At 56.6% G+C, this 26,433-nt stretch carries 30 protein-coding genes; 12 read left to right on the top strand and 18 right to left on the bottom strand.

What is annotated here, in order from left to right; translation table 11 throughout:
* Positions 1-5: 5 nt before the first annotated feature.
* The 10 genes from ACR0DG_RS11045 to secG all read right to left on the bottom strand — a co-directional run bounded on the left by ACR0DG_RS11045 (position 6) and on the right by secG (position 8,280).
* Entirely contained in the window at positions 6-812 is an 807-nt protein-coding gene (locus ACR0DG_RS11045; protein ID WP_480697806.1) for an ABC transporter permease, read from the bottom strand.
* Positions 809-1,696: an ABC transporter permease gene (locus ACR0DG_RS11040; protein WP_480697804.1), complete on the bottom strand. Its 888-nt coding sequence runs from the start codon at positions 1,694-1,696 to the stop codon at positions 809-811. The genes ACR0DG_RS11045 and ACR0DG_RS11040 overlap by 4 nt, the downstream gene beginning before the upstream one ends.
* A gap of 81 nt (positions 1,697-1,777) precedes the next feature.
* Positions 1,778-2,527, bottom strand: coding sequence for a transporter substrate-binding domain-containing protein (locus tag ACR0DG_RS11035; RefSeq protein ID WP_480697802.1), 750 nt, complete (start codon positions 2,525-2,527; stop codon positions 1,778-1,780).
* Positions 2,528-2,559: 32 nt separating this feature from the next.
* A complete protein-coding gene (locus ACR0DG_RS11030; RefSeq protein ID WP_480697800.1) occupies positions 2,560-3,336 on the bottom strand; it encodes an ABC transporter ATP-binding protein in 777 nt (258 codons plus the stop codon).
* 125 nt (positions 3,337-3,461) lie between these two features.
* Positions 3,462-4,214, bottom strand: coding sequence for a phosphate/phosphite/phosphonate ABC transporter substrate-binding protein (locus tag ACR0DG_RS11025; RefSeq protein WP_480697798.1), 753 nt, complete (start codon positions 4,212-4,214; stop codon positions 3,462-3,464).
* On the bottom strand, positions 4,211-4,648 hold the full coding sequence (locus ACR0DG_RS11020; RefSeq protein ID WP_480697796.1) for a tellurite resistance TerB family protein: 438 nt from the start codon (positions 4,646-4,648) through the stop codon (positions 4,211-4,213). The genes ACR0DG_RS11025 and ACR0DG_RS11020 overlap by 4 nt, the downstream gene beginning before the upstream one ends.
* A 20-nt stretch (positions 4,649-4,668) precedes the next feature.
* Positions 4,669-5,118 carry a tellurite resistance TerB family protein gene (locus ACR0DG_RS11015; RefSeq protein WP_480697795.1) on the bottom strand — a complete coding sequence of 150 codons (450 nt, stop codon included), beginning with the start codon at positions 5,116-5,118 and terminating at the stop codon, positions 4,669-4,671.
* A gap of 121 nt (positions 5,119-5,239) precedes the next feature.
* On the bottom strand, positions 5,240-6,016 hold the full coding sequence (locus ACR0DG_RS11010; RefSeq protein WP_480697793.1) for an isocitrate lyase/PEP mutase family protein: 777 nt from the start codon (positions 6,014-6,016) through the stop codon (positions 5,240-5,242).
* Between the two features lie 94 nt (positions 6,017-6,110).
* A complete protein-coding gene (locus tag ACR0DG_RS11005) occupies positions 6,111-7,754 on the bottom strand; it encodes a CTP synthase (RefSeq protein WP_480697791.1) in 1,644 nt (547 codons plus the stop codon).
* Positions 7,755-7,914: 160 nt separating this feature from the next.
* Positions 7,915-8,280 (bottom strand): preprotein translocase subunit SecG, encoded by a 366-nt coding sequence (secG, locus tag ACR0DG_RS11000; protein WP_480697789.1) that lies wholly within the window; start codon positions 8,278-8,280, stop codon positions 7,915-7,917.
* A gap of 150 nt (positions 8,281-8,430) precedes the next feature.
* Here secG and nthA point away from each other — a divergent pair, with 150 nt between their 5' ends.
* The 5 genes from nthA (at position 8,431) to ACR0DG_RS10975 (ending at position 11,809) form a co-directional block, all read left to right on the top strand.
* Complete coding sequence (nthA, locus tag ACR0DG_RS10995; protein WP_480697897.1) at positions 8,431-9,045, top strand: nitrile hydratase subunit alpha; 615 nt, start codon at positions 8,431-8,433, stop codon at positions 9,043-9,045.
* Positions 9,042-9,719, top strand: coding sequence for a nitrile hydratase subunit beta (gene nthB, locus ACR0DG_RS10990; protein WP_480697787.1), 678 nt, complete (start codon positions 9,042-9,044; stop codon positions 9,717-9,719). The genes nthA and nthB overlap by 4 nt, the downstream gene beginning before the upstream one ends.
* Positions 9,716-10,051 carry a nitrile hydratase accessory protein gene (locus tag ACR0DG_RS10985; protein ID WP_480697785.1) on the top strand — a complete coding sequence of 112 codons (336 nt, stop codon included), beginning with the start codon at positions 9,716-9,718 and terminating at the stop codon, positions 10,049-10,051. The genes nthB and ACR0DG_RS10985 overlap by 4 nt, the downstream gene beginning before the upstream one ends.
* Positions 10,052-10,271: 220 nt before the next feature.
* Positions 10,272-11,567, top strand: coding sequence for an adenylosuccinate synthase (locus ACR0DG_RS10980; RefSeq protein ID WP_480697783.1), 1,296 nt, complete (start codon positions 10,272-10,274; stop codon positions 11,565-11,567).
* Entirely contained in the window at positions 11,567-11,809 is a 243-nt protein-coding gene (locus ACR0DG_RS10975) for a DUF2842 domain-containing protein (protein ID WP_480697781.1), read from the top strand. Before ACR0DG_RS10980 ends, ACR0DG_RS10975 begins: the two co-directional genes overlap by 1 nt.
* Positions 11,810-11,818: 9 nt before the next feature.
* On the opposite strand, the gene ACR0DG_RS10970 is transcribed toward ACR0DG_RS10975, so the two are convergent.
* Both ACR0DG_RS10970 and ACR0DG_RS10965 read right to left on the bottom strand, forming a co-directional pair.
* Entirely contained in the window at positions 11,819-12,382 is a 564-nt protein-coding gene (locus ACR0DG_RS10970; protein ID WP_480697779.1) for an N-acetyltransferase family protein, read from the bottom strand.
* A 182-nt stretch (positions 12,383-12,564) separates the two neighbouring features.
* A complete protein-coding gene (locus ACR0DG_RS10965; RefSeq protein ID WP_480697777.1) occupies positions 12,565-14,229 on the bottom strand; it encodes a hypothetical protein in 1,665 nt (554 codons plus the stop codon).
* 144 nt (positions 14,230-14,373) lie between these two features.
* Between ACR0DG_RS10965 and ACR0DG_RS10960 the strand changes: the two genes are divergently transcribed.
* Positions 14,374-15,060 (top strand): thiamine diphosphokinase, encoded by a 687-nt coding sequence (locus tag ACR0DG_RS10960; RefSeq protein ID WP_480707147.1) that lies wholly within the window; start codon positions 14,374-14,376, stop codon positions 15,058-15,060.
* Here ACR0DG_RS10960 and ACR0DG_RS10955 read toward each other — a convergent pair.
* From ACR0DG_RS10955 to ACR0DG_RS10940, 4 genes are read right to left on the bottom strand one after another with little or no spacing between them, the layout of a single operon-like run.
* The gene (locus ACR0DG_RS10955) at positions 15,005-15,919 is read right to left on the bottom strand and encodes a DMT family transporter (RefSeq protein WP_480697773.1); all 915 of its coding nucleotides are present in this window, start codon (positions 15,917-15,919) and stop codon (positions 15,005-15,007) included. The two genes, ACR0DG_RS10960 and ACR0DG_RS10955, sit on opposite strands and share 56 nt — an antisense overlap.
* A 10-nt stretch (positions 15,920-15,929) precedes the next feature.
* A complete protein-coding gene (locus tag ACR0DG_RS10950; RefSeq protein WP_480697771.1) occupies positions 15,930-16,370 on the bottom strand; it encodes a GFA family protein in 441 nt (146 codons plus the stop codon).
* Positions 16,371-16,389: 19 nt separating this feature from the next.
* Positions 16,390-17,763 (bottom strand): L-serine ammonia-lyase, encoded by a 1,374-nt coding sequence (locus tag ACR0DG_RS10945; protein WP_480697769.1) that lies wholly within the window; start codon positions 17,761-17,763, stop codon positions 16,390-16,392.
* Position 17,764: 1 nt separating this feature from the next.
* Complete coding sequence (locus ACR0DG_RS10940; protein WP_480697767.1) at positions 17,765-18,466, bottom strand: glutathione S-transferase family protein; 702 nt, start codon at positions 18,464-18,466, stop codon at positions 17,765-17,767.
* Positions 18,467-18,634: 168 nt separating this feature from the next.
* Here ACR0DG_RS10940 and rpiA point away from each other — a divergent pair, with 168 nt between their 5' ends.
* The 6 genes from rpiA (at position 18,635) to ACR0DG_RS10910 (ending at position 24,812) form a co-directional block, all read left to right on the top strand.
* Positions 18,635-19,420, top strand: a complete 786-nt coding sequence (rpiA, locus tag ACR0DG_RS10935) for a ribose-5-phosphate isomerase RpiA (protein ID WP_480697765.1) — start codon at positions 18,635-18,637, stop codon at positions 19,418-19,420.
* A gap of 121 nt (positions 19,421-19,541) precedes the next feature.
* Positions 19,542-20,900: a glutathione-disulfide reductase gene (gene gor, locus ACR0DG_RS10930; RefSeq protein WP_480697763.1), complete on the top strand. Its 1,359-nt coding sequence runs from the start codon at positions 19,542-19,544 to the stop codon at positions 20,898-20,900.
* 72 nt (positions 20,901-20,972) lie between these two features.
* Positions 20,973-22,118: an FtsH protease activity modulator HflK gene (hflK, locus tag ACR0DG_RS10925; protein ID WP_480697761.1), complete on the top strand. Its 1,146-nt coding sequence runs from the start codon at positions 20,973-20,975 to the stop codon at positions 22,116-22,118.
* Positions 22,118-22,996 carry a protease modulator HflC gene (gene hflC, locus ACR0DG_RS10920; protein WP_480697759.1) on the top strand — a complete coding sequence of 293 codons (879 nt, stop codon included), beginning with the start codon at positions 22,118-22,120 and terminating at the stop codon, positions 22,994-22,996. The genes hflK and hflC overlap by 1 nt, the downstream gene beginning before the upstream one ends.
* Positions 22,996-23,190 (top strand): DUF2065 domain-containing protein, encoded by a 195-nt coding sequence (locus tag ACR0DG_RS10915; RefSeq protein ID WP_480697757.1) that lies wholly within the window; start codon positions 22,996-22,998, stop codon positions 23,188-23,190. The genes hflC and ACR0DG_RS10915 overlap by 1 nt, the downstream gene beginning before the upstream one ends.
* Before the next feature lie 185 nt (positions 23,191-23,375).
* Positions 23,376-24,812: a Do family serine endopeptidase gene (locus ACR0DG_RS10910; RefSeq protein WP_480697896.1), complete on the top strand. Its 1,437-nt coding sequence runs from the start codon at positions 23,376-23,378 to the stop codon at positions 24,810-24,812.
* Between the two features lie 219 nt (positions 24,813-25,031).
* On the opposite strand, the gene ACR0DG_RS10905 is transcribed toward ACR0DG_RS10910, so the two are convergent.
* Together ACR0DG_RS10905 and ACR0DG_RS10900 are read right to left on the bottom strand one after the other, a co-directional pair.
* Positions 25,032-25,700, bottom strand: a complete 669-nt coding sequence (locus tag ACR0DG_RS10905) for a Crp/Fnr family transcriptional regulator (protein WP_480697755.1) — start codon at positions 25,698-25,700, stop codon at positions 25,032-25,034.
* A gap of 126 nt (positions 25,701-25,826) precedes the next feature.
* The gene (locus ACR0DG_RS10900) at positions 25,827-26,432 is read right to left on the bottom strand and encodes an inner membrane-spanning protein YciB (protein WP_480697753.1); all 606 of its coding nucleotides are present in this window, start codon (positions 26,430-26,432) and stop codon (positions 25,827-25,829) included.
* Between the last annotated feature and the right edge of the window lies 1 nt (position 26,433).

Here is a 26,433-nt window from a genome sequence, read left to right as displayed (position 1 = left end):
CTGCATCAACGTGCGAGGTTCAGTCGGAACCTCATTTTCGATTTCTGGGCAGTGGGAAGGTGCCGGTTCAACCGCTTGTTAACCATGCCGAAACCCCAGACGATCACAAGTGTCAGCAGGATGAAATAGAACGCCAGAATCGGGTAGGGGACGAACGGATTAAACGTCTTATCCGCAAAGTAACTCGCGTAATACAGCGCGTCTCCTCGCTGCTGCCACGCTGGGAAGGCTGAGAAAAAGACCAACGTGGTGGACTGAAACAGAAAGATCGCTTCATTCGTGTATGCAGGCCACGCAAGGCGTAGCATTGTTGGCCAGACAATGCGGCGGAACCGCGACCAACCTGTCATGCCATAAGCATCAGCAGCCTCAATGTCGCCTTTGGGGATCGACCGAAGCGCACCGTAGAAGATTTCCCCCGAATAGGCGGCCGTGTTCAGGAACAAGACAATCAACGCACCAAGCCAAGCTGATGTAAGCGCGTCGAACATTGGGTAGGATTTCTTCAATGACAGGAAGAGGAAATAGGCAAAGAAGAACTGAATAAACAAGGGCGAGCCGCGGAAGATAAAGATAAACCATTCCGAAGGCTTACGTATCCATTTATTCGGTGAGGCCTTTCCCAGCGCGACAGCCGTCGCCAAAAAGAACCCGGTCGCCAATGCAACAAAACCGAAATAGACGTTCCAGATCATCCCTGAGCCAATCAGGGTAAAATGCTCGCACAGCGTAAAGTCGGTCTTGGGTAGCAGCCGCTCGCCATAACCGATCGACCGCAGGCCGTAATCCTGAATTGTTTGCAAGCAGCTCATGCCGTCGTCTCCTTGCGCAGAAGCTCTCCGCCTGCGGTGGCCTGACCGTGAGACAAACGCCGCATCAGTTTCTCAAGTCCGATTTCGGAAACGCGGGTCATGCCAAGGTAGAAAATCAGCAGGAACAGGAAGTACCACATGCGCCAGTCGCCGTGAGGGTAGCTTGTAAAGCGCGAGGTCTTGGTGCCACCCAGTTCGCGCGCCCAATAGACGATGTCTTCGATGCCCAGCAGGAACAGCAGCGGAGTGGCTTTGATCAACACCATCCAAAGGTTCGACAAGCCGGGCAGGGCGTAGACCCACATTTGGGGCACAAGGATGCGCCAGAACGTCTGGCGACGAGTCATGCCATAGGCTTCGGCCGTTTCCAGTTGGGCATGCGGCACTGCACGCATACCCCCGAAGAGAACGTTGGCCGCAAACGCGCCGAACACGATCGAGAATGTAACGACCGCCAGAAAAAACCCGTATGTTTCGTGAATCCATTCAGGGGCGCTGCCAAGCGGCAGTTTCGCAGCCTGACATACGATAAAGTCGTTGCCTTGTCGTACTGGGTCTGTCCATTCGGGGCACATCACCTGATGCCGTGTCCATTCAAAAGCCTGATCCAGCGCGATCACGAAGAACAGAAAGAATGCGATGTCAGGAACACCCCTGACAACGGCAATATACCCTTTCCCTAGCCAGCTGAGCGGCAGGAAATGCGAACGGGCGGCCATTGCGCCGGCAAAGCCGAAACTCAGCGCCACGGGGGCTGTGACAGCCAGCAGAGCCAGAACCTTGATAAAGGACAGGTAGAAGGACCAATGAACGCCATTGGTCAGATAGCACGAGAACCACCGGAACGTACCGAGCGTGTCTGGATCAGCGCAATAGGAGAACATCGGGCGTCTTTCGAACGTCAGGCCGGGTTATCGGCCAAGGTGGCCCGGCACACGATGGGGCGCCGGGCCATGAGATGGCACTTAGTTGGTTACGATCGAACCATCAGTGTCGTAAGTCGGTGTACCTTCGCCGAACCATTTGATCAGCATTTCGTTCAAGGTACCGTCGGCTTTCATCGAGGTGATTGCCTCGTCAAATTTGCCGCGTAACTCACCGTCGCTTTCGCGAATGCCCAGACCAATGCCGCCGCCCAGCGGTACATCGGGGCCCACAAAGATCAGTTCGCCACCTGATTCCTCGACCAGCGGGGCAAGGTAGTCTTTGTCGGCGAAGACAGCGTCAGCCTCACCGTTGCGCACAGCTGCGATGGTTTCTTCGGGTGTCGCGAACTCTACCAGTGTCGCGCCGCTTTCGGCGATGTGTCCGGCCTGAATGGTTGCTGTCTGCGCGGCTACGATGCCACCTTCCAGATCAACACCTTCCGAAGCTGCGACGTAGGCCGAAGCGGTGGGCGGGAAATAGTTCTGGGTAAAGTCGATGACCTCGTCGCGTTCATCAGTGATCGACATACCGGCAATGATCGTGTCGTAGTTGCCCGAGACGAGGTTCGGGATGATCGAATCCCAATCGTTTTTGACCCATTCGCATTCCAAGTTGGCGCGTTTGCACAGCTCATCGCCCACTTCGCGCTCGAACCCGTCAATCTCACCTGCATCGTTGATGAAGTTATACGGAGGGTAAGCGCCTTCCGTGCCCATGCGCACGGTGTCGGCCATAGCGATACCAGCCGTCAGGGCCAGTGCTGCAGTGGTCAGAATCAGGTTTTTCATTGGTTACTCCCCAGTTTAGTTCTGTCCAGAATTTACGCCGCCTTAGTGGCGGAGAGAAAGCCCTGAAGCCGTTCGGATTCAGGGGTAGTGAAGATGTCTTCCGGCAGGCCTTCTTCTTCGATGAGGCCCTGATGAAGGAAGACAACATGGCTGGAAATATCCGCTGCCATCTTCATGTCATGCGTGACGATGATCATGGTGCGGCCTTCTGCGGCAAGGTCTTTGATGACCTTGATCACTTCCTGTTCCAGCTCGGGATCAAGCGCTGATGTCGGTTCGTCAAACAACAGTGCCTCAGGCTCCATGCACAGTCCACGCGCAATCGCCGCGCGCTGTTGCTGACCCCCGGAAAGCTGGGCCGGATAGACATCGCACTTGTCGCCGATCCCTACCTTATCCAGATATTTGCGCGCGCTGTCTTCAACCTCTGCTTTGTCGCGGCCCAGAACGGTGACAGGCGCTTCCATCACGTTTTGCAGGATGGTCATATGAGCCCAAAGGTTGAATTGCTGAAACACCATCGACAGGTTGGTACGGATGCGCAAAACCTGCTTAGGATCGGCGGGACGGCGATTGTGGCCTTTTCCGCTCCAGCGTACGGGTTCACCTTTGAACAGGATTTCCCCTTGTTGACTGTCTTCCAACAGATTGCAGCACCGCAAAAGCGTCGATTTTCCTGAACCGGACGAGCCGATCAGTGACACGACGTCACCCCGTCTTGCTGTAATGTCCACCCCTTTCAGCACTTCGAGATTGCCGAAACTCTTGTGTAGGTTTTTGATCTCGATGACCGGAGTGGAATCTGTCACGGGTTGTCCAGGTTTGGTTGGTGTTGGTGCGGTACTAGGGCTTAAAATTCAGCTCAATGCAATGCGCAAATGACACGTTCAGGGTCTGAAACCGACGAAATGACCAGACGTTCTTACCAAATTGGTCAGGGATTGAGCAGGTCGACCGCCGTTTGGGGCGGGTTCGGCACAGACAGGTATGCATCCGCTGGAACTGAGATCAGGTCGCGTACGTGCAGTAAATCACGATCCTGATCAGACAGCATGTTGATGGCGGACTGAACGGACTGGGCAACGCGCTGAGCATCCTGTCCAAGTGATGTGATGTACGGCAAGGCAGGGGTGGGTTCAGTGACCTCGACAGTGCGTAAACCCTCGCCAAGGGTGGTGTGCTCTTTCAAAAGTTCCCACGTCAGGGCGTCCAGCGCAGCAAAATCGGCAGTTCTATCTGCGACCGCCTGCGCCGATAAGGCGTGACCTCCTGTTTTCGCAACGACACTGAGGCTTAGATGCAGCCGCGCCAGAGAGACGGTCGGAGCAGCCCAACCCGATTGAGACATTGAGTCGTTAATAGCAAACGTCCCCTTAACTAATTCCTCCAACCCCCGCGGATCGCATTTTCTTGCGACAAAAATCGACCGGTAGTATCCCGGCGGGCATCCTCTGAGCCCATAGTCGGGTGTGCCGACAAGCTGCACCTTGCCGTGTAAACAATTGCGATAAGGCATCCCGCAGGTCTGGGCGAACACGAGGCCTTCATCTTGCCAGACCTTCCAGTCGTCAACGCCTCGGGACAACTCCTCGGGGCCGTAGCCAAGGTTTTGACGAATCAAACGCCAGAAACGGTCATTTGCGGGCTGTAGCGCGGGCAAGTCATACATGCCCAACGACGCGATCACGAACTGGCGGCTTTCTGGCGGGCCAATGCGGAATCCACATCACTGACGCCTAACAAACTGACCACAAGCCGCAGCAGAGAGTCTTCTTCACCTGTCCGTTGCCCGTCCGCCAACGCGACTGACCACATGGCCTGAACCACCGCCAGCCGGTCTTCGTAAGCAACGGCCTCTTTGATTGCGCGGGTAAAGCGAACTGTGTCAGGGGCTTCAGCCTCGAGGTCTTCGGCTCGGGCGCGCAATGCAGCGGCTTCAAATGGCGAAAGACCATAGCGCTCGGCAGAAACCCGGTCGATTCTGGCCATTTCGCTGTCTGCGTAATCGTTGTCAGACCGTGCAATACGCACCAACAAGGCCGTCAGGGCCAAACGGGCATCTTCATCGGCAAGCGGATCGGGCTTCGGCTGCGTCAGCCGGGACAGAAAATCACTAAACATGAACCAGATATAGAGGTGAGCTAGGTCTCTTCCAAGCGTCTTTGCACACGCTCGCGGGCGGTTTGGCTGTCTTTGAAACTCAGGCCCATTGCGATGCGGGCCTCTTCGACGATTTTCATCTCGCCCTCATCGGACTCGCCATCGGCCAGAACGACCTCCCACAATGCATCCAGCGCGGCCAAACGTTCGTGTTGATCCGTTGTTTCGCGGATCAGCTTTCCAAACGTATTCGTCTCGGGCGCGGCTGCATGTAGCTTTTCGCAGGTGGCCCGCACCTTTGCCGCTTCGATCGCGTTGTGCTGGTAGAGGCGGGCCAATATGCGGTCGATCAGGCTGATTTCTTCCAGTTTGTAATCGCGATCCGCCTGAGCCACACGAACCATCAGCGCCCCAAGCGCAAGCTCGGCATCTGGATCAGGTAGTTTATCATGCTGCGGCGGGCGGAAAGCCTGAAAGAACTTTTTCAACATACTGCGAGGTTAGTCTATATTTGGTACCCCGCCAAGCACGGACTACCGCACATAGCCGCATATGTTCATACGGCCACATAACGTGCTTCACCCGCACAAAAAATCGACGACGGTAAAAGAGTTAGCCAGCGGATTGAATTGCGTGTTCCGCTTGCTCCTGCAGCCATCCAAGCATCTGGCGATACGGAACAGGGCCATAGCTTATGCGTGCAACACCCAGTCTTGCCAAAGTCGCTGTATCGGGCGTGCCGGGTAAGGCGATGATGTTGACCGGCAAATCGGTCGAGTCGCACAGGCGCGCAATCAGTTTTTCATCCTTTAGACCCGGAGCGAAGAACCCACTTGCCCCTGCGTCGGCATAGGCTTTTGCGCGGGAAATTGCATCGTCCAGCATCGCTTCGTCATGTGTTTCCGGCTTGGCTTTCAGAAAGATATCCGTGCGCGCGTTGATAAAGGCCGAAACACCTGCCGCATCGCATCCTTCACGCATGGCAGCGACCCGGGCGGCCTGGGTCTCGATGTCATAAAGGTCTTTTGTTCCAATAATTTGGTCTTCAAAGTTGAATCCAACGACACCCGTTTCCAGCGCGAGGCGCGCGTTTGCTGCAATGTTGGCGGGGTCCTCAGCGTAGCCACCTTCGAAGTCCAGAGTGACCGGCAGATCAACCGCTGAAACGATGCGCCGGACATTGTCCAGTGCAAACTCCATCGGGATGTTCTGCCCGTCTCCAAAACCCTGCGCCATGGCGACCGGAGCACTACCCGTCGCTATGGCCTTTGCACCTGCATCGCGGACGGCACCTGCGCTACCAGCGTCCCAGATGTTATACAGAATGACCGGCTCGCCCTTTTTGTGCAGGGCGGCAAAGGTTGCTGCGCGGGTTGCTTGATCGGTCATAGCAGGTCTCCTGTCTGGTCATTTGGCGACAGTTAACCCTGTAAGAGGGTGTTTCGAACAGTAAATTCCGAAACAGCCCTCAATTTGCGGTGAGTTACACCAGTCGCGACGTCTCTTTGGCGGCGCGTACGAATTCACGGAACAGCGGATGCGGCTCGAATGGTTTGGACTTCAGTTCCGGGTGGTACTGGACGCCAATGAACCAGGGATGGTCGGACCATTCGACGATCTCGGGCAGGCGGCCATCGGGCGACATGCCCGAAAAGTTAAGGCCGGCCTTTTCAAGTTGTTCGCGATATTTGATGTCGACTTCATAGCGATGACGATGGCGTTCTTCGATGTTGGTGCCGCCATAGACCTCGGCGACCTTTGAGCCATCCGCAAGCACCGCATCATACGCACCCAAACGCATGGTGCCGCCCTTGTCGTCACCGACCTTGCGTTCGACCTTGTGGTTACCCTGAACCCATTCCTTGAGGTGATAAACAACTGGCTCAAAACGTTTTTTACCGGCCTCGTGGTCGAATTCCTCGGATCCGGCTTCGGTGATGCCAGCCGCATTGCGGGCTGCTTCGATCACTGCCATCTGCATGCCAAGGCAGATACCAAGGTAGGGTACCTTGTGCTCGCGCGCGTATTGGGCTGCTTTGATTTTACCCTCTGTACCACGTTCGCCGAAACCACCCGGAACAAGAATTGCGTGGAAACCTTCCAGATGTGGCGCGGCATCCTCGGTGTCGAACACTTCGGCGTCGACCCATTCAACCTTGACCTTGACGCGGTTTGCCATGCCGCCGTGGGTCAGTGCCTCAGCAATCGACTTATAGGCGTCTTCAAGCTGGGTATACTTACCGACGATAGCGACCTTCACTTCACCTTCGGCGTTATGGATACGGTCGCTGACGTCTTCCCACTTGGCCAGATCGGGCTTGGGGGCAGGGCTGATCTGGAACGCGTCCAGAACCGCCTGATCCAACCCCTCGCGGTGATAGGCCAGCGGAGCGTCGTAGATGGTGCTGAGGTCTTGCGCTGCAATCACGCTGTCGGGGCGTACGTTACAGAACAGCGCCAGTTTTTCGCGTTCCTTGGCGGGAATCGGCCCCTCGGAACGGCAAACCAAAATATCAGGGGCCAGACCGATCGAGCGCAGCTCTTTCACTGAGTGCTGGGTCGGCTTGGTTTTCAACTCACCCGAGGCTTTGATGTAGGGCAACAGTGTCAGGTGCATAAAGATACACTGACCGCGCGGCTTGTCCTGGCTGAACTGACGAATGGCTTCGAAAAAGGGCAGGCCCTCGATATCGCCGACGGTGCCGCCGATCTCACACAGCATGAAATCAACCTCATCCTCGCCAATGGCGATGAAATCCTTGATCTCGTTGGTGACGTGCGGGATCACCTGAATGGTCTTACCGAGGTAATCGCCCCGACGCTCTTTCTCGAGCACGTTGGAATAAATCCGGCCCGAGCTGACCGAGTCGGTCTTACGCGCGGCAACACCGGTGAAGCGCTCATAATGGCCAAGGTCCAGATCGGTTTCAGCACCATCGTCGGTGACAAACACTTCGCCATGTTCAAACGGCGACATGGTGCCCGGGTCGACGTTCAGGTAGGGGTCTAGTTTGCGCAGGCGAACCGAGTATCCTCTGGCCTGCAACAGCGCACCCAAGGCCGCCGAAGCCAGTCCTTTGCCCAAGGATGAAACCACACCACCAGTGATGAAAATAAATCGCGCCATGTTTTTTCGGCTGCTCCCGTGAGACGTCAATATCAACTGCCCGGCGGCTTGAAAAAACCGCAGCACCACGGGACTTCACATATAAAGGATTCGCGCCAATAGCGCAAGAGAACCGCAAGATGCTGTTGCAGTTCTCTTTCAGATTTCTAAGTGTAGTGGATCAGTCGGCCTGCGGCAGCAACGGAGCGTTGTCACCCTGAGCCGGAGGCAGAAGATCGTCGGCAGATGGAACTGCAGGTGCACTTTCCTCAGCCGGGGCTGGGGCAGGAACACCCAGACGATCAATGACCGAGCTGCCCGAGGACTTCTGGGCTGCCAGAATGGTCAGCGTGATCGACGTTACGATAAAGCACGCGGCCAGTATCCAGGTGACCTTGCCCAAAGCTGTCGCTGCCGCGCGGCCCGTCATGGCACCACCGCCGCCGCCACCCATGCCAAGACCACCGCCTTCGGACCGCTGCATCAGAACAACAGCGATCAGGCCCAAAGCCAAAAGAAGATGGATGATGAGAACGACGTTTTCCATGGTGGTCCTGTACAGCGTGGCGTGTATCGCGTGGTACTTATGCAAGTTTGGTTCCGGGGGCAAGGGAGGAGTTCGCATCACGGTTGGTGATGATGCGTATCACGTCAAAGGGACTGGACAGATCGGTACATGATCGCGCAACCTCCACCCATGCCACATGACGATCACGACCACCCGCACGCCCTTTTGCCACCTGAACCTGCGCTGCGGGTCAAAGCGTTGGAAACGATTCTGACTCGGAAGGGTTTGATTGATCCCGCGGCATTGGATGAAATCATAGACACCTATCAAAACAAGATAGGTCCGCAGAACGGCGCGCGCGTTGTGGCCAAGGCTTGGGTGGACCCAGAATTCCGACAGGCACTGTTAGAAGATGCAACACCCGTCGTCGCAGATCTGGGCTTTTTCGGCCGCCAGGGTGAGCATATTGTTGCGGTCGAAAACACGCCGTCGCTGCACAACATGGTGGTGTGTACGCTGTGTAGTTGCTACCCGTGGCCGCTGTTGGGAATACCTCCGGGTTGGTACAAGTCTGATGCCTATCGGGCCCGGGCCGTGCGCGAACCACGCAAAGTTCTGGCCGACTTCGGTGTGACGCTCGACGAAGATACATCTGTTCGCGTTTGGGATTCGACCGCCGAAATACGCTATCTTGTTCTTCCATTGAGGCCAGAGGGCACTGAAGGTCTAACCGAGGATGAACTCGCGGCGCTGGTAACCCGTGACAGCATGATTGGCACCGGACTGCCACGGGTGCCATCATGACCCGTGTTCACGATATGGGCGGCCGCTTTGGCGACGGTCCGGTCATACCAGACGCCGAAGACGCGCCGGTATTCCCGCAAGAGTGGCACGGTCGCGCCCTTGCGGTCACTCTGGCCGCTGGTTTTCTGGGGCAATGGAATATCGACACGTCGCGCCACGCACGCGAGAAATTGTCACCGGAAGACTACGCCCGGTTTTCGTATTACGAGAAATGGATATCCGCGTTGGCCGACCTTTTGGTCGAACAGGGCGTTTTGACCGTGGATGACTTAAAGGGGGTGCAAACAGACAAACCTCATCCCCTGACGTCGCGCATGTTGAAGGCCGATTCTGTAGCAGCCGCGTTGTCCAAAGGCGCTCCGGCGGACCGACCGTCAAACATCCCGGTACAATTCGAACCCGGCCAGGCGGTTCGAACGTTACGACCGGCATCAAACCGTCTTAAAGACGGCGGGCATACGCGCTTGCCTGCTTACGCATCAGGTGCAGTTGGTCGAATAGTCAGGGTGCACGGAACACATGTGCTTCCAGATTCCAGCGCACACGGATTAGGGGAAGCACCCGAGCCTTTGTACGCAGTCGGCTTTCCAGCGTCTGAACTTTGGGTAAACCCGGAAAGCCCACATGACGAGGTCGTGCTCGATCTTTGGCAAAGCTATCTGGAACCTGCATGAGCGACTGCTTTACACATTCCGCCCCGGAACCCGTCTTCGCGGCTCCTTGGCATGCCGATCTATTTGCATTGACCGTCGCGCTAAACGAGTCTGGATGTTTCAGTTGGCCGGATTGGGCCACACAGTTTTCCGCTACGTTAAAACGTCATGGGCTCGATAAGGAGCTGGATGGCGGAGACGATTATTTCAAAGCTTGGCTGGAGACTTTGGAAACTTTCCTGGCCGAGATAGGTGAAACCAGCGTACAGGACGTTACCGATTTCTCGGCGGCCTGGGAGCAAGCCTACCTCACGACGCCCCACGGACAACCTGTCAAGTTGGCGGCAGGGTAGGTAGGGGGGCTCTGCCCCCGCCGCCCGTTCCGGGCGACTCCCCCGGGATATTTGTGGCCAGATGAAGCAGGGGATCCGAACTTCATCTGGCTGAAAATATCCCCGCCGGAGGCTTCGCGCGTATGCGCGAATGTCATCTGCGGCGAAATATCGGTTTCCCTGCCGTCTGAGCCTCGCTATACGAGCCGGGTTTGAATACTCAGCGCGAAAAGGACCGGATATGGCCAACGTGGTTGTTGTCGGCGCCCAATGGGGTGACGAGGGAAAGGGCAAGATCGTCGACTGGCTCAGTGAACGGGCCGATGTGATTGCGCGTTTTCAAGGCGGGCACAATGCCGGGCATACTTTGGTAATTGATGGTGCGGTCTACAAACTGCACGCGTTGCCGTCGGGTGTTGTTCGCGGTGGCAAGTTAAGTGTGATCGGCAACGGCGTTGTTCTGGACCCCTGGCACTTGCTTAAAGAGATTGCGACTATTCGTGCGCAGGGCGTGGAGATTTCACCTGATACGTTGATGATCGCGGAAAACACGCCGCTGATTCTGCCGATCCACGGGGAATTGGACCGGGCGCGTGAAGAAGCTGCCAGCAAGGGGACAAAGATCGGAACAACCGGGCGGGGCATCGGGCCTGCATATGAGGACAAGGTTGGTCGACGGTCCGTGCGTGTTGCCGATCTGGCTGATGAAGCAACCCTAGAGGCGCGCGTTGACCGGGCGCTGCAGCATCATGATCCGCTTCGGAAGGGTCTGGGGATCGCGCCCGTAGATCGCGACGCTCTTGTCGCGCAACTCAAGGAAATCGCGTCTGAAATCCTACCTTTTTCTGCTCCTGTCTGGAAGGTGCTGAACGAAAAGCGCAAAGCCGGGAAGCGCATTCTCTTTGAAGGTGCGCAAGGCGCGTTGCTGGACATTGATTTTGGTACATATCCTTTTGTGACCTCGTCGAATGTAATCGCGGGGCAGGCTGCGACCGGTGTTGGTATCGGCCCCGGGTCGATCGATTTTGTGCTGGGAATTGTCAAAGCCTATACCACCCGTGTTGGAGAGGGTCCTTTCCCGACCGAACTGGAAGACGCCGACGGTCAGCGCCTAGGTGAGCGCGGGCATGAATTTGGTACGACAACAGGGCGCAAGCGTCGCTGCGGCTGGTTTGACGCGTGTCTTGTGCGCCAGACTTGTGCCACCAGCGGTGTGAATGGAATTTCTTTGACAAAACTTGACGTTCTGGACGGTTTCGAAACCCTGAAGATCTGCGTTGGATACGAGTTGGATGGCGAGCGTCTGGACTATTTGCCTACTGCCGCTGATCAACAAGCGCGGTGCACGCCAATTTACGAAGAAATGCCGGGGTGGAGCGAATCGACAGAGGGTGCCCGCAGCTGGGCAGATCTGCCCGCCAATGCGATCAAATACGTCCGCCGTGTAGAAGAACTGATCGAATGCCCTGTGGCCTTGTTGTCGACCAGCCCGGAGAGGGATGACACCATATTGGTGACAGACCCGTTTGCAGACTGATGGCTGACGAACAGAAATCGGGCCTCAGCTACAAAGCCCGCCGACGTTGGTCATTGGTTTTGCTGCTGGTTGGCTTGCCGCTCTACATCGTTGCCGTGGTGACTGTGGTTAATTGGCTGGACCGTCCGCCAATTTGGCTGGAGTTTGTGGTTTACGTTGTGCTGGGCATTTTGTGGGCCCTGCCGTTCAAGTTTGTCTTCAAAGGTGTTGGCAAAGAAGACCCGAACGATCCAAACGGTTAACGTTATCCGCTACCGGCTAGCGGTGGAATCCAATCCCGGCCATCGAAGAATTGCGCGGGCCATTGCGTGGTACTCTCCGGAAATTTCCTCGGCAACGCTGAATGGGGTTGGCCATGGCGTGGCCAGTGTAGCCTCGATCTGACCGGTGATCAGGTTCAGGTCCGCATCGTGTTTTGATGCCAGACGACGCATCTTTTGGTTGGTTGCCAAACACAGCATATGCACTTCTCGAATGCCTCGGTTCCGGGCAGCTGCAATTATTCGGGACAAAAGTGCATCACCAATCCCGCGGTCCTGCCAGGAGGTTTCGACCGAAAAGGCGACTTCTGCGACGTGGTTGGTATTGTCCGGCACCACTCGCATCTCGCCAACACCGCGCAAGCACGCGTCGGGAAACGCGCCATAAACAAGCGCTGCATTGTCGAAAATATCAGATAGATAGGCCTGAATGAATTCGGGTTTAACCGAAACACCGAACCTCGACAGGAGCGCGTCGGTGTCCAAGCTATTGAAATGGCTCTCTATCTTTGGCTTGTCGTAAATTCTAAGACGTCTAATTGGAAGTTCATACATGGCGCAGCCTCTGTTTGAACACGGGAAGACTTAAAACTGTCGTACTAGGGCTATCATAACAGATTTTTCTGCAGTGCAGCATAAATTTCTGAAAGTTGATCAGGAAAAGCAGTCGTCCGCGTAAATTCGCGCAAAAGAAAAGGCCGGGGAAATCCCCGGCCTAACTCTATTGTTGGTCAATTTCAGCCTGCTGCGCGTTCGTCGTCATCCGGGCGGAAACCAATATGAGTCGACGCGGCAAACCGGCCACCGCCTGCTTTTTCGATTTTGCCGTCACGAAGCAGTTGGCCGAATGAGCGCAGGCTTTCTTCGCGATTGAATTCGTCCTGTTTGAGCGAGCGAATCTTGTTCATCAGCTGAGGGCGCGAGAACTGCTCCTGTCCCTCGATGAACGACAGATAAGATGCGGCGGCTTCCAGTAGATCCGGAAGGGACTGAGCACCTTGTTCTTGTGCGTAATTCGCAAATCCGCCTTCCTCTGTCGCCATTTCTTCGTCCTGTGCGCGAACACGACGCGGAGTGATCGGGGCGGCTTCGTCAGCGGGTGTATCTATACGCTGCTCGGCCACAAGTTTCAGCGGGGCCAAAGTGTCAGATTGCGGACGCATGCTGGTGACTTCGATTTCGGGACGGCGCGGGCTGACCGACGACGTGAAATCCCGGTATTCGGCTTCATCAGTTTCTTCGGCTTCTGGTGCTTTTTCTTTGCGTTCCGCCTCGGTAGCGGCAACGGCGGCGCGCAACTGCGAATAGGTTTCACGCTGATCACTGGTCGCGGGATCGTCCATCTGCACATTCGCCTTGTCCATCAGGCGGGATACATCCTGATCTGGACCGGAATCGTCAGAAGATTCGGTTGCCCGCTTTGCCAGGAACGCTTCAACGTTCGAGATTTCGCTTAACAGGTCTTGCTCATCCGCTGCCGTCAGGATGCCTTCCTCAAACTCTTCTACAGGTTCTTCTTCCTGCTCGTCCGAGACGTCATCCATGGCGTAGTCGCCCAGAATGTTGACCGGCTCATCCTCTTCCTCGGCGGGTTCGTCATCTTCAAGAAGATCTTCTTCTTCAGACGTTTCGTCTTCGACCTGGGGCTCTTCCTCGGTCACCTCTTCTTGCAGAGCGATCTCTTCATCGACAGAAGGTTCTAGGTCTTCGCCGACCTGTTCATCGTCTTCAATGGCGAACTCGGACGCCATCTCATCTTCCGACGCAGGTTCTTCTTCCGCTTCGACCGGGCTGGCTTGCATGTCTTCGGCGATGGCATCCATCGCTTCTTCGGATTCGTCTTCGAAATCCGATGCGCTAAGCGAACCAGCCTCAAACGCAGCAGCAACGGCGTCCGTTGGCGCGGCGGCTGCGTTCATCAGTGTGGTTTCTTCGTCTTCGGCATAGATGACCGAGTTTTCGTCGGTATGAGATACGACAGCCCGAATACGCTGCAGTTTGGCAGCAATGCTGTCGGCTGCTGGGGCAGGTGTCTCTTCGACGGGTTCAGACGTTTCAGCAACGGGTTCTGCGGGCGCAGTTTGCTGCATAAAACCAGAGACTTCGTTCGGCGTGGGAGCCGCAGAAATCGTCGCGGGCGCGGCTTGTTCTGTAGCTCGCAGGACAAGGCCGTGGTCGTTCTGGCTGGCTTCGACACGACGCGATGCGTCGCGTTGGGCGATACGAGCCAGCATTTCTGCGTCAGGCTGCGGAGGTTCGGATCCAAAGTAACGATCTTCGGCAGCGAGATCGCGAAAATACTCGGCAATCGCTTTCATCGTCTCGAACGAGTCGTCAAAGCCTTCCAATGTGCATGAGAAGGTTCCGTATGAAACGGTTAAAACCTTGTTATTCTGTACCATCAGACGCACGTCCTTTACAAACTACGACAGCCAACCCGCCCTGTGCCGGGCACACCTATTGGCTCAAACCTCTGCCTATGAACCTACCATTTTGTGGTCTCAATGTGTCCAAATCCGGGAAAAATGATCAATCTTACGAAAAATATGCCAATTGTACGGTCAGACGACCCAATAACGCTGGTTGGCGGCGGTCTAATCATGCCCGAAGACCTGAAATTGGCGCTGATTCGTACACAAACAATAGTCGCCGCAGATGGCGGAGCGATACCTTTGGTCGAAAATGGGCGCATTCCGGATGCTGTCATCGGCGATTTCGATTCGCTTGAGCCGCGTATCCAAGACCTTATACCATCGGAACGTCAGTTTCCGATCAAGGAACAAGACAGCACTGACTTTGATAAGGCGCTTCGTAGTATCGACACCCCCCTGGTTTTGGGAATCGGATTTCTTGGACACAGGTTGGACCATCAACTCGCGGTCCTTAACACACTGGTTCGCCAGCAAGATCGCCCCTGTGTTTTGCTGGGCGCGCATGAGGTCGTTTTTCACGCGCCACCTCGTCTTGCGTTAAATCTATCGGTTGGAGATATCGTGTCCTTGTTTCCACTTGAGCGCGTGACAGGACGAAGCAAGGGGTTGGAATGGCCCATTGATGGCTTGGTGTTCGAACCCGGCGGGCAAATCGGTACGTCCAATCGGGTCATCGCTGAGGTCGAGTTGAACATCGACGGCCCGGGTATGATCGTTATGGTTCCGCGCGGCGCGCTAGAGCAGGTTATGCAGGTGTTTCAGTCGGAGCAGACCGGGCGCTGGCCCTCTCGCGCAGGATGACATAAAGGCCCGAAGCGACCGTGATTGCAATCCCAAGTGCGGCCAGCCCGTCTGGTAAGTCGTGAAAGATGATCCAACCGAATACGGTGGCGACCGGGATTTCAAGATACTGCATCGGGGCTAAAGTGGCCGACGGGGCATACCGCAGCGACCAGGTCATGAAAAGATGCGCGACCGTTCCCAAAACCCCGATGGCCAACAACAACACGTGGCTGTCGCCTTCGGGGACGACTAGTGAAAGCTGCCATATCTGGGCCGATGTTCCAGCCAGCAGAAACGGCAGCATCAGACCAGTTGCCATCAGGCCGGACACAGCTTGAAGCGCGATTGGGTCCGTATCTTTGGCGATCTGACGCGTCACCAGCATGAACAGGGCAAAGACCACGGCGACTACTAAGGGCAACAACGCGGCCGCGCCGACCTGCACAAAACTGGGTTGAATGACAAGCAATGTGCCCACAAACCCTACGACGCAGGCGATCAGCCGCCGCGCCCCGACTTCTTCGCCCAGTACGTAACGGCCCAATAGCAGCATTATGAATGGCATCACAAAAGCGATGGCGACCGCGTCTGCCAGAGGTAAATACTGCAACGCACTGAACATCGCGCTAATGCCGATAATGTGCAGAACCGTTCGAATAAACGTCAGGCGCAGAACGCGCCCTCGCATCATCCAGGGTCTGCGGGTCAATAGAACAAGCGGCGTCAGAATAAGCGCCTGAACCGCAAAGCGGATAAAAACCAGCATTGCCACCGGAGTCGTCTCGCCCAGCAGTTTCGCCATTGCGTCACCCAACGGCGCAAGCAGGCAAAATCCAAGCATCAAGACGATGCCAAAGACGGGGCGATCCTGTGTCATGTGCGCGACGCTAAGGGTTTTGCGGATCAGTTGAAAGGTCTTCTGGCAAGGGCTGAACCTTGGTGTAGTCGGGACCAATGCAAACCGGCAACCCGTCGGACAACTGCAACCAATCCAGCTTTTCTTCGTGCGCAACATGCAATGTGGGTCGCAGCTGGTTTGGGTCGTCCAACAGGGCGGTGTAAAGGTGCAGTACACCAGACATGGCTTCGGATCGAAAGGAAATGGGGCTGCCGCAATCGGCACAAAAACTGCGCTCGACACCGGGCGAAGACGCAAATGTCTTTGGCGTAGACCCCGTCCAACGCCACTGACCATCTCTGACGCCGAAATACGCTGTCATCGGGGCGGCGCATTGTCGGCGACAGCTATCGCAATGGCAGGTCACGCAGGACAGGACCGGGGGGTCGACCTGAAAAGAAACGGCACCACAAAGGCAATGTCCCTGCATGTTATTCCTTCCGTAAAGGTCAGCAGTTCGGCACGTTTACAGCCAATCCGCCTAAAGAGGTTTCCTTGTATTTCTCGTGCATGTCGTGGCCCGTCTGACGCATGGTTTCAATCACCGCGTCCAGAGGGACGAAATGATGCCCATCCCCGCGCAACGCCAGCGAAGCAGCCGAAACTGCCTTGATGGCACCCAAGCCGTTGCGTTCAATGCAGGGAACCTGAACCAATCCTGCCACGGGATCGCAGGTCATGCCCAAATGATGCTCGAGCGCGATTTCAGCCGCATTTTCCACTTGCTCGGGCGTGCCGCCCATCACAGCGCAAAGACCGGCTGCTGCCATAGCCGCCGCGCTGCCAACCTCGGCCTGACAACCGGCCTCGGCACCCGAAATTGAGGCGTTGAACTTGACCAAGCCGCCAATTGCAGCAGCTGTCAGCAGGAAGTCCTCGATATGGTTTTCAGAGGCACCGGGGACATGGTCGAGGTAATAGCGCAACACCGCCGGTAGTACGCCTGCGGCCCCGTTGGTGGGTGCGGTGACAACCTGTCCGCCGGCTGCGTTTTCCTCGTTCACGGCCATGGCGTAGACGCTCATCCAGTCGTTGATCGTATGCGGCGCGTTGAGGTTCATCCCGCGCTCGGCCTGCAGCGCGTCATGGATGCCCTTGGCGCGGCGTCGAACGTGCAAACCGCCGGGCAGGATGCCGTCGGTGGTCAGGCCGCGTTCGATACAATCGTTCATCACCTGCCAAAGCCGCGCAGTGCCCTTGGCAAAGCTGTCGGCGCACCCCCGCGAGATTTCATTGGCGCGCTTCATCTCGGCAATGCTTTTGCCGCTGGATTTGGCCATGTCGAGCATCTCGACCGCAGATTTGAAAGGAAAAGGAACCGGCTTGCCTTCGTCTGTGGCTTTACCGTCTGCCAGTTCCTCTTCGGTCAGGACGAACCCGCCACCGATAGAGTAGTACACCTGACGCAAGATCACATCGCCCTGCGCATCAGTGGCCATCAAGATCATGCCGTTGGCGTGGCCGGGCAGGTGGTGTTCGTAATCAAAGACCAGATCACTTTTGGGGTCAAACTGCAGCGTCGGCAACCCATCGACCGTGACAGTGTGGGTTTCGTTGATGGCGGCCAGCGCCGCTTCGGCCTTTTCATGGTCATACGTATCGGGGACAAAGCCCGCCAGACCCAAAATAGTCGCTCTGTCCGTCGCGTGACCGACGCCCGTGAACGCCAATGATCCGTGCAGTGACCCACGCAAACCCGCAAATTCGAACGGCGAGGCGCGCATCTGGTCCAAGAACCGCGCAGCGGCTACCATCGGACCCATAGTGTGCGATGACGATGGGCCAATGCCCACTTTGAACATATCGAAGACAGATAGGAACATATCAGTTAGCAGAGCCTTCTGGTGGGTTAGGGTAAATCGGGGCTGTGAAGGGTGTAACCCCCAACCCCTCGGCTGCGATAGCGGCACGCGTCGCGGGACGGGATTCCAGTTGCATCAGAATCCGCTGCAGATGGGGCGTGTCCGCAAGTTGAAACCAGCTGCGATCAGCTTTCATGGGGTAAAGGCCCATCCATCGCATCTGACAAGCGACATAGTAGGTCAGAATAGAAGGTTTTTCCGGGTGCAGCCACTCAGGCGTCTTTGCAGCCTGCGCATCCAACAGACGAAGGTGGTTCCGCAGCCGAGGACGGATTCCGGCGCGCAGGGTGTCTGCCTGACCTGCCTCAATGTACTTTTCCGCATAGAACAGGATCCGTAGATCGGCGTGCAGCGTATTGGACGCAAAGAACAGCCACTTCAAGAACGAGGCCCGGTCTGGCGCATCCGGGGTAGGGGCAAGCTGTTTATGCGTGTCCGCCAGCCACAATAAAATGGCCGCGGTTTCAAAAATTGGCCCGTGCGGTGTCTCAAGAACGGGGATCAACCCATTCGGGTTCAATGCACGATAAGCATCAGATTCCTGTTCGTTCACGCTGCGGTCAACCAGAACGGTTTCGTACTCTAGGCGCATCTCTTCCAGCGCCAGCCGGATCACCAGCGAGGCGTTGTCAGGGGCGTAGTGCAGGCGATAGGGCGTGTTCATGGTCCATATGTATACGCTGAACGTCGGCCAGAAAGCCTCGATTGCGACGTTTCCAATAGGAAACGCGTAGTTTTAGGATTCGCGCGCCGGGTGACGTGATCAATTCCCTCTCGCAGTTTCTGAGGGCATTCCGTATACGTTTCGGCAGCAAGACAAGGGGGTGCTGCAATGACCACAGAGATGTCGCCCATCGACAAGGCCAAATACGTGGCCGCGCGCCGTGCTGCTGACTTGGTTGAGGACGGGATGCGCGTCGGATTGGGCACCGGGTCGACTGCCGCCTGGATGGTACGTCGTCTGGGCGAGCGGGTGCAGCAGGACGGTTTGAAGATCAGGGGTGTACCGACCTCGACCCGCACGGCCCAACTGGCGCGCGAGGTCGGGATTGAGGTTGTGTCATTGGATCAGGCGCGGTGGCTGGACATGACCATCGACGGGGCGGATGAATTTGACGGCGAACTGAACCTGATCAAAGGCGGTGGCGGCGCGCATCTGCAGGAAAAGATCGTCGCGACGGCAAGTGATCAGATGGTGGTCATCGCCGATGCCGGAAAAGAGGTTGAGACATTGGGCGCGTTCCCCTTGCCGTTGGAGGTGATCCCCTTTGGCTGGCAAACCACCCGCACCCTTGTTGAAGAGGCGCTGGACACAATGGACGTGCTGGGCACACGCACGTCGCTTCGGATGAACCAAGAGGTGCCGTTTGTCACCGATGAGGGTAACCATGTGCTTGATCTGCATTTGCAGCGCATCGGGAATGTGCGGCAACTGGCGCTGGTTCTGAACCAAGTGCCGGGTGTTGTCGAAAACGGTCTGTTCATCGACATTTGTGACAAGGTTGTGGTCGGTTACGGCGACGGTCGCGTCGAAATCCGCGATATCAATGACGGCACTGTCGAGACCGAGCAGCCAGCCGATAGCCACGAGAATCTATTCTCGGACCTAGCGGATTGAGCTTAACCAATCGTGTTTTCAGTGTCTTTGATACATTTTCTGAAACACCAAGGGTTGGCAGCTTGTTATTCGACCCCAGATACTCAACGAATTTTGGCCTGACGGAAAGAAGGAACTCAGGATGAGCTTTGACTATGATCTGTTTGTCATCGGCGGAGGCTCTGGCGGAGTCCGCGCGGCGCGCGTAGCGGCTGGTGAAACCGGGGCCAAGGTCGCACTTGCCGAAGAAGACCGCTATGGCGGCACATGTGTTATTCGAGGATGCGTGCCCAAAAAGCTGATGGTCTTTGCCAGCGAGTATTCGGGCATGGTGGGCGACGCGCAAGCCTATGGCTGGGACATCCAGCCCGGCGAGTTTGGCTGGAACACGTTTCACGACAAATTGACGACAGAACTGGACCGCCTGGAAGGCATCTACCGCAATATCCTTAAGAACAACGGCGTCGAGAGCTTTGACCAGCGCGCGCATATCGTTGACGCTCATACGGTCGAACTGGCCGATGGCACCCGCAAGACGGCCAAGCACATTCTGATCGCCACCGGCGGGCGCCCGGTTGTGCCCGAGTTTCCGGGCTCGGATCTTGCGATTACGTCGAACGAGATTTTCCATCTGGAAAAACTGCCCGAAAGCATTCTGATCGTCGGCGGCGGCTATATTGCCAGCGAATTCGCAGGGATCATGAACGGGCTTGGGGTCAAAACAACTCAGTTTTATCGCGGGGCACAAATTCTGCGTGGTTTCGACGAAGAAGCGCGCGGGCTGATCTGTGAAGAGATGCGTCAGAACGGGATTGATGTCCGTCTGGGCACCAATGTGCTTGAGATGACGAAAGAGGGCGACAAAATCCGTGTCAAAGCGACCGACGGCACCGAGGATCAGTTCGACGTAGTGATGTACGCAACGGGTCGTGCGCCGAACGCGGACAATCTGGGTCTTGAGGCCGTCGGCGTTGAACGGGGCCGCAAAGGTGAGATTCTGGTGGACGAGTACAGCCAGACGGGCGTTCCTTCGATTTACGCCATCGGCGACGTCACCGACCGGGTAAACCTGACGCCGGTGGCGATCCGCGAAGGTATGGCTTTCGTCGAAACCGTATTCCGAGGGAACCCGACGCCGGTTGATCACGAATTGATCCCGACCGCGATTTTCACCCAGCCAGAGTTTGGAACCGTAGGACTGAGCGAAGAAGAAGCAGCGGCACAAGAGCCGATTGAGGTTTACGCGACATCGTTCAAGCCTATGCAAAAAGCGTTTGCTGGCGGTACGCAGCGCGTTTTGATGAAACTGATCGTGTCTCAGGCCACTCGTAAGGTTTTGGGGTGCCACATTGTTGCTCCGGGCGCGGGTGAGATGATCCAATTGGCGGGAATTGCCGTAAAGATGGGCGCAACCAAGGAAGATTTCGATCGCACTGTTGCAGTTCACCCGGTCATGGCCGAAGAACTGGTGACAATGCGGCAACCTGCGCGCACCGCTTGATTTGCAACCGCGCGCACACAAGTTACAAGGGAACCCGTGATCACACGGTCCAACACAAGGGAATAGATTCATATGGCGGGCAACAGCGGCGGCCCCTGGGGGGGCGGAGGCTCTTCTGGCGGCGGAGGAAATCGGGGTAGCAATGGGAACGGGCAACGCCCACCCGAAGGCGATGGCCCGCAGATCCCCGAGATCGACGAGCTGATGAAGAAAGGTCAGGAACAGCTGCGCGTCCTCATGGGCGGACGCGGTGGTTCAGGACGCGGCAGCAACGGGCAGGGCTCGGGCGGCGGTGGGCCGCTTTTCACCAAAGGGACGGTCATTATCGGTCTCGTGGTTGGCGCTGTCCTATGGGGCGCGGCAAGTTTTTACACGGTGAAACCGGAAGAACAGTCAGTCGAGCTGTTTCTTGGTGAGTTCTCCGCGGTTGGTAATCCCGGTCTGAACTTTGCGCCGTGGCCGTTCGTGACCGCCGAGGTCATCCCGGTCACCCGCGAACAGAACGAAGACATGGGTGGCGCGCGCGGCAGCGATGATGGCCTCATGCTGACAGGTGACGAAAACGTGGTCGATATCGACTACCAAGTCGTTTGGAACATCAACGACCCGGCCAAGTTCCTGTTCAATCTACGCGACGCACGTCAAACGATCCGCGCGGTATCTGAATCGGCGATGCGTGAGATCATCGCGCAAAGCGAACTGGCTCCGATCCTGAACAGGGATCGTGGTGTCATCGCTGAACGCCTGCAAGAGTTGATCCAGGAAACGATGGACAGTTACGATTCAGGCATCAACATTGTCCGTGTGAACTTTGACAAGGCTGACCCGCCGCAAGACGTGATTGCGGCCTTCCGCGACGTTCAGGCCGCTGCTCAGGAGCGTGACCGTCTGCAAAACGTCGCTGACGCCTATGCCAACCGTGTTTTGGCCGAAGCGCGCGGTGAAGCTGCACAGGTTCTGGAAGAGGCCGAAGCCTATCGCGCCCAGCAGATCAACAGCGCACAGGGTGAGGCAAGCCGCTTTAGCGCGGTTTTGGAAGAATACTCCAAAGCGCCCGATGTGACCCGCAAACGTCTATACCTAGAGCGGATGGAGCAGGTTTTGGGTGACGTGGATAAGATCATTCTGGACGAAAACTCCAACGGTCAGAGCCAGGGCGTCGTGCCATATCTGCCGTTGAATGAACTGCGCCGCAACTCAGGCGGGGAGAGCAACTGATGCGTAAGTCACCCATTATTCTTATCATCATCGTGATCCTGGGCGTGGTCGGTTTGTCATCGATCTTTATCGTCGACGAACGCGAACGCGCACTGGTTCTGCAATTTGGCCGTGTTGTCTCGGTTAAGGAAGACCCCGGTCTGGCCTTCAAAATCCCGGTCATTCAGGAAGTGGTTCGCTATGACGACCGTATCCTGTCCATCGACGTGCAGCCGTTGGAAGTCACGCCCTTGGACGATCGACGTCTGGTGGTTGACGCATTTGCCCGTTACCGGATTTCGGATCTTGAGCAATTCCGTCAGGCTGTTGGTGTTGGAGGCATCCCGGTCGCCGAAGATCGTCTGGACCGTATCCTGCGCGCAGAAACGCGTGAAGTTTTGGGTTCGGTATCCTCCCGCGATATCCTCAGTTCGGACCGTGCGGCCCTTATGCTGCGTATCCGCAACAGCGCAATTGCCGAAGCGCGTGCGCTGGGCGTGAATGTGATCGACGTGCGCCTGAAGGCAACTGACCTGCCGCAGGCTAACCTGAATGCAACATTCGACCGGATGAAAGCCGAACGTGAGCGTGAGGCGACCGACGAACGTGCCCGCGGTAACGAGGCGGCGCAGCGTGTGCGTGCGCAAGCCGACCGGACCGTGGTCGAGCTGGTCTCAGACGCCAACCGCGAAGCTGAGATCATTCGTGGTGAGGCCGACGCGGAACGCAACGCGATCTTCGCCGAAGCCTTTGGCAAAGACCCGGAGTTCTTCGAGTTCTACCGTTCGCTGTCCGCCTATGAGCGCGCGCTGGGCGGTGGCAACAGCTCGATGGTGCTCAGCCCCGATTCCGAGTTCTTCAACTACCTGAAATCGCCCACAGGGCAGGCGACCCAGTAATGGGTATGATCCTTCTGGCCTTTGGGCTGGTGCTGATTGTCGAGGGGCTGGCCTATGCGCTGGCCCCTTCGCTTATTGAACGAATGCTCGAAGCTCTGCGGACTTTACCGGAACAGGCGCGGCGATTGGCCGGGTTATTGTGCATCGTAAGTGGATTGGTGCTGCTTTGGGGGGCTTTTCAGGTCGGGTTTTAATACAGGGTTTTCACTTGCAGGTGATTTCCCCGCGATCCTCAGTTGCGGGTTAGGACAAACCGACTACATTGGTTGTCAAGAAGGACCGCCCAAGGGCGATCCAGACAATATTGACGACAAGGAGTTCCCAAGTGCAGGCACAAGCGCGCAGTATTACCGTCCGGCGGGACGATGTTGTTGGTTTCATGCGGTTGATGTGGTTGGCGGTCGCCGGTCTGCTGCTTGTTCTGGCCCAATCGGTCTCTGCGCAAGCGCGTGGTGACAGCCTGGCGCCGTTGGCTGAACAGATCAGCCCTGCGGTGGTCAATATCACGACATCCACACTGATCGAAGGGCAGGCGGGGCCTCAGGGGATCGTTCCCGAAGGTTCTCCGTTCGAGGATTTCTTTCGCGAGTTTCAGGATCGAAACGGTGACGACAACAATCGCCCACGTCGCAGCAATGCCTTGGGTTCAGGTTTTGTGATCTCAGAGGATGGGTTCATCGTAACCAACAACCACGTCATCGCCGAGGCCGATGAGATCCTGATCGAATTCTTCCCCGGTGACGGACAGCCCAAGAAAGAGCTGCCCGCCAAAGTGATCGGAACGGATGAGAAAACCGACATCGCGCTTCTCAAGGTCGAAGCGTCCGGCCCGCTGCAGTATGTGCAGTTCGGCGACAGCGACGTGGCCCGCGTGGGCGACTGGGTGATTGCAATGGGTAACCCGCTTGGACAAGGTTTTTCGGTGTCCGCTGGTATCGTATCGGCCCGAAATCGCGCGCTGAGTGGATCTTATGACGACTACATCCAAACGGATGCGGCCATTAACCGAGGCAACTCGGGCGGGCCGCTGTTCAATATGGATGGTGAGGTAATCGGAGTGAACACAGCCATCTTGTCCCCGAACGGTGGGTCGATCGGCATTGGATTTTCGATGGCGTCCAACGTTGTAATTAAGGTCGTCGATCAATTGCGCGAGTTTGGTGAAACCCGTCGCGGTTGGCTGGGTGTTCGCATTCAGGATGTGACCGAAGATATGGCCGAGGCCATGGGGCTGGAAAAACCCGGCGGCGCGCTGATCAGCGATGTTCCGGACGGCCCGGCCAAAGATGCGGGCCTGCTGGCTGGCGACGTTATTCTCAGCTTTGATGGTGTCGAAGTTGAAGATACACGCGGTTTGGTGCGTCAGGTCGGTGAAACCACTGTCGGCAAATCTGTCCGGGTCGTCGTTCATCGTGATGGCGGAACGCAGACGGTACTGGTAACGCTTGGCCGTCGCGAAGATGCGGAACGCGCAGATAGCGGCGAGGAAGAGGCTCCTGAAGAGCCGGTGGACGAGAATGCCGATATTCTTGGGCTTTCCATTTCGCCACTGACCGACACATTGCGTACGGATCTGAACTTGGATGCAGATGCGGATGGTCTGGTCGTGACCGAAGTCGACGAAGCATCGGAAGCATACGCCAAGGGTCTACGCGCAGGTGATCTGATCACTGAGGCCGGCCAGCAAAAAGTGACGTCCATCGACGATCTTGAAACACGGATGGAAGAAGCGCGCGAAGCAGGGCGCAAGTCACTGCTGCTGCTGGTGCGTCGGGGCGGCGATCCTCGGTTCGTGGCGCTGAGCCTTGGCGAATAACCGTCAAATATCCACAAAACAAATAAGGCCGGAGCGAGAGCTCCGGCCTTATTTGTGCGAGGTCTAAATTAGTGAGCCACACGCCGGGGAAGGCGCGTGGCTCTGATACAGGGAGAGGTCAGTGGACAGATATCGGGGATGATTCTCTGACCTCCTACGGTAACAATAATTAAGATAGTCTTAACGCGGCTGACCGTATGTGAAGCAGGTCACATCAGGTTAAATCAAATCCGAGTCGGCCAGTTCCCGCAACGCCTCAAAGTCATGGATTTTTAACCCTCCGCGCGAGGCTTCGACCACGTTATCGCGTTTCCAGGTCGAAATGGTCTTGGAAACGGCCTCACGCGTTGCGCCCACAAACTCGGCCAGTTCGCTTTGCGATAAGGTGATGCGGTTGGATGCGTTGCCCTGCAGGTCGGACAGGTGCAACAGTTTGCGAGCAAGACGGATAGGCATCGGTAGAAAGACCTGCTCGTTCAGCTGAGAGCCCATCCAGCGCATACGAAGGCCCGCCAAGCGGATCATGTCGACGGCAAGGTCAGGGTGCTGACGAATTTGGTTCATGACGTCGTTGCGGCGTACCCGCAAGACACGTGACGGTTCGGCTGCCGAGATCGTCGCGGTACGTGGTCCGTTATCGAACAACGCAATCTCACCGAAGACCTCTCCTGGCTTCATGAGGGTCAGGGATAGCTTGCGCCCGCTCATCGCGAGAAAGGAAACTTCGAGCGTGCCCTCCAGAATGGCAAAAAGGGCATCGCCTTCGTCCCCCTGTTCGAAGAGGACGTCGCCTTGTTTGAGGGATATTTCGGTAGCCTGCGCTGAGAGCATGGCCCTCAATCGGTCCGAAGCTTCCGACAGGAAGCCACTGTTAGGGAAGGCCGTCATATTGGTGTGGTACTCCGGCTGGCGGTGGTGAGTGGTTCCACAACTTTTCACAGCTATGACAATTAGCCAAGGTTTTTGTTGGGCTTGCCGTTGGTACTGGTGCCCCAGATTGCTGAACCGGCCCCTTTACTGTTGGTCGGGGTCATCCATGTAGCTTTGCAAAAGGCTGAACTGCAGCATCAGGAACACCATCAGGGCGATGGGAAACCCGAAGGTTTCGATTTTGACCCAAAGATCGGTGGACATCGTGCGCCAGACAAGCTCGTTGGCCACGGCAAGTACGGCAAAGCAGCCGCACAGTCTGCGGGTCAGGATCATCCACCCCTCGTGGCGCATTGGCAGCATCTCATCCAGAACGTAGGCCAGATAGGATTTTCCCTGCAAAAGACCGATCCCCAGAATGACCGAAAAGAAACCGTAAACCAGCGTCGTTTTCATTTTGAAAAAGCGCTCGTCGTTGAACCAGGCTGTCAGGCCGCCAAAGAAAATGACCATGAAGGCGGTGAAGATCTGCATTCGGCTGAGTTTCCCAGTCAGAAACCACAGGATAGCCATCGCGCCCAGCATGAGTGGCACGAAGATCAGGGTTGCAACGATAAAGCCCGAATACTCGGTCCCTGCGAATTCGAAGCTGTCGTCGCGCAGTCGCAGGTAGATGAAGAAGAAGGCCAAAGGCGGGCCCAGCTCCAGCACCTGTTTCAGAAACGGATTGATCTCTTTTTTGCCTGTCATG

The sequence above is a fragment of the Ruegeria sp. BG8 genome (assembly GCF_056538325.1).
This window is presented reverse-complemented; position numbering and strand designations above follow the sequence as displayed.